At 60.1% G+C, this 3,385-nt stretch carries 2 protein-coding genes; both read right to left on the minus strand.

Features of this window, described 5'->3' with window-relative positions; all coding sequences use genetic code 11:
• Nucleotides 1–71: 71 nt before the first annotated feature.
• Entirely contained in the window at nt 72–2,378 is a 2,307-nt protein-coding gene (locus AC1DH9_RS25415; RefSeq protein ID WP_477809009.1) for a CHASE2 domain-containing protein, read from the minus strand.
• Between the two features lie 18 nt (nt 2,379–2,396).
• A complete protein-coding gene (locus tag AC1DH9_RS25420; protein WP_477809010.1) occupies nt 2,397–3,380 on the minus strand; it encodes a FecR family protein in 984 nt (327 codons plus the stop codon).
• Between the last annotated feature and the right edge of the window lie 5 nt (nt 3,381–3,385).

The following is a 3,385-nucleotide window of genomic DNA, read 5'->3' on the forward strand; positions in this document are numbered from 1 at the left end:
GGCTTCGCCCGATCGCGGTCCGCCTCGAACGCAGCCTCGCAGGCTCGACAGCTGCTACGGAGGGAAATGCTTCACTCCTCCAGCAACGGCAGTTGAACGCTGAACGTCGTACCTTGCCCAACCTGGCTTTCACAGAAAATCCGTCCACCGTGGCGATCCACCACGGCCTTGACCATCGACAACCCCAGGCCCAGTCCCTCACTGCCTTGAGATGAAGCAAAGCGCTTGTACTGGCTGAACAATTCGGGGAGTTCGTCGGCTGAAATACCTTTGCCCTGGTCGGCGATCTCGCAGGTCAGCCAGCCCTGTGCGCAACTCACCCGCACGCTGACCTGCGAACCCGCCGGGCTGTACTTGATGGCGTTTTCCAACAGGTTGAACAGCGCCCGGGTCAGCAACGACTGATCGGCCAGGACCATGCCTTCCGCTTCTTCATCCAGATCGTGCAACAGCTCGATCTGCTTGAGTTGCGCGATACTCATCGCCTGATCAAACGCGTCAAGCACCAGCATCGCGAACATGCTCGGTTCGAACTGGTACGCCTCGGATTCGGCTTTGGCCAGCTGCACAAAGGCCTCGGTCAGGCTCAAGGCTTTGCGTACCTGCAACTCGATCTGGCTGAACAACTGCGCGTCCCCCGTGCCTTGGTGATACTGGACGTCGAGCAAGGCCAGAATCACTGAATGGGGCGCGCGCAGGTCATGGGAAAGAAACCGCAGCAGCACCGCGCGCTGTTCCTCGGCATCGCGCTCGACGCTCAGATCCGTCAGGCTGAGCAACCAGCCAATCGCCGTTCCGCCTTCAGCCGGCAGCAATGGCGCCAGGTCCATACGCAAACTTCGCCCTTGGGTATCGCGAAACTCGTTGGTCTCAAGCGTCGACAACACAGGACTTCCCTGCTCGAGCAGCCCCGGATAACCAATCTCCGAGAGCCGTCGCAGCAGGTCTTCGCCGACCAGATCGCTGCCAAATACCCCCCGCGCATTGCGGTTGGCCAAAAGGATCCGTCCGTTGGGATCGCTGATCAGCGTCGCCACCGGCAGGTATTCCAGACCGTCGGCGATGAACCGTCGGGTATCGCGGGTCCGGCTCATCGCCTGTTCCAGCGCGACGATCTGCCCCTGCAATACATCGCCGGCCGGTGACGGCGTGCGGCGGCGCTCTGGAAACACTTTCGGTTCGCTATCAAGCCGTGCCAGTTCCCAGCCGAAGTAAGCGAGCACTGCGCTCAAGCGTCGCCAGTTCCAGATCAAATACCCCAGCAGCATCCCCAGCAAACTGGCGCTGGGCGACCACCACCAACCGGCGCGGAGCAACAACGCCGAGGCGACCAGTGCCATCGCCATGCAGCCCAGGGTCAACCACAAGGCACGCCGTGGACGGAACAGCAGCAAGGCCAGCAGCAACGCGACGATGGCCGTCGACAACCCGACCGCCCAGCCATCGGCAAGTACCACGATGCTGCGGTGTTGCAGCAAACCATTGAGGATGTTGGCTTGAATCTCGATACCCGGTGTGGTGCCGATGCTCGCCGACTGCGGTGTCACATAGCGGTCGCCCAACCCAGGCGCCGTAGAGCCAATCAGGATCAGGCGATCACGCAGCAGTTCGGGTGGCACTTCGCCCCGCAGCACGCTGACGTAAGGGACGCTGGGGAAACCCGCATTCGCGCTGATAAAGGGAATTCGAATGCCGTTGGTTCGTTGCCAGCCTTGAACCGTCAATGAGAATGGCGAGCCGGGCAGGGAATCCGAGCCATCAGTGGTCATCTCATAAAGCAGCCAGGCCAGTTGCGCCCTTGGGTTGCGCTCAGGGCCTTCGCGCAGGTACACGCTGCGCACGATGCCATCAGCGTCCGCCTCGGCGTTGATATGCCCGATACCTTTGGCACAGAGCCTCAACGGTGCCACGGGTTCGATTTCACCCAGCGGCTGCCCATAACGGGCAACCCCTTCGCGCAGCAAAGGCACGAACACGTTGCCAGCCCGGCATGCAGCGTGTGCCAGGCGCAGGTCGTTGTCGGGAAGTTTGTCTGGCTCGCTGAAAATGACGTCGAACAGCACGCCCTTGGCCTTTGCATCGCTGAGCCGATCCAGCAGGTCGGCGTGCAAGGTTCTCGACCAGGGCCACTGGCCGAGTTGCTGCAAGCTGTAATCGTCGATGGTGACAATAAGGATTCGCGKATCAACGGGTAGCGGACTGAGCCGACGCAGGTTGTCGTACAGCAGATTGCTCAGCGTCAGCCCATGGTTCAAGGACAGAAGCGCCGTCAACGGCAGCAGGATCAGGCTGACCCACAGCCATTCACGGACCATCCGACGAAACAGCTGCTGGGCCTGGGTCGGCCCGCGCCCCTCCTTCCTTGGCCAGTGTTTCATCGACAATGGGCCGAGTCGTTATTGGACACGCGTGGTCCTGGGGTAATAGAAGATGTCATATACCCCGGTCTCTCCCTCAAGCCCCTGCTCATCATACGCAGAGAGTCGAACATGGTAGAAAAACGCCTTCAACCCACTGAAGTTGATCTCTGGCGTGCTGGAAAACTGTTCCTGCTTGATGTTCAGGAAGTCCGTGTCGGTCGCCACTTGCGCCCGGTAGCGCGTGGCCCCGTGCAAGGGTTTCATGATCAACTGCCAGACCGGTGCAGGGCCGGTTTGACCGGTCTGCCCCAACAACTGCGGTGCCGGCAACAGCTCGCTCGGCGTCAGCTTGCCTTCCTTCTGAATGCGTAATCCCTGGCGAGCCATGACCTGCACTTCATCCGCCGGTTTTTCGGCTTTTTTTGCAAGTGGTTTGCCCGTGCGTTTTTTCGGTGGCGCATCAAGGTTTTCACCACGATCGACAGCCACCTGGCCATTCAGCACTTCGATCAGCGATTGCCCATTGTCGTTGTTTCGCACCCGAAAGTGTGTGCCTCGAACCCCAAGTACGCCGACCGGCGTCACGATCTGAAAACGATCATAGTCGCTGGCGCGCTTGATCACATACGACTCGACCTGACCTTGCTCAAGAATCACCTGAGGGATGAGGAGTTCTTCGTTTAATCGCAACGTGACCTGCGAACTGGACGGTAGAACGATGCGTGATCCATCGCCCAGCGACAGGCTGACGAACGCCGAAGGGGAGGTCTTCACGCCTTCCTGCTCGTCAACCGCCATTCCTTCTTCGAGCGCCACCTGATTGCCCTTGCGATCAAGCTTCCAGGCTTCGCCCGTCAGGTGTTCGACAGTGGCGGGCAGGGGTTGTCCACGGCATTGCTGGTTGTCATCGATATACGGCAAGCGCTTTGAGCTGAAGAACGCTGCGGAGGCGCTCTGGGTCAACGGACTCACAAGGCCAATAACCAGAAACAGGCAGGTGCCCAGGTGGCGACAATGCAAAGAAG

This window comes from Pseudomonas sp. 05T35, from assembly GCF_056396605.1.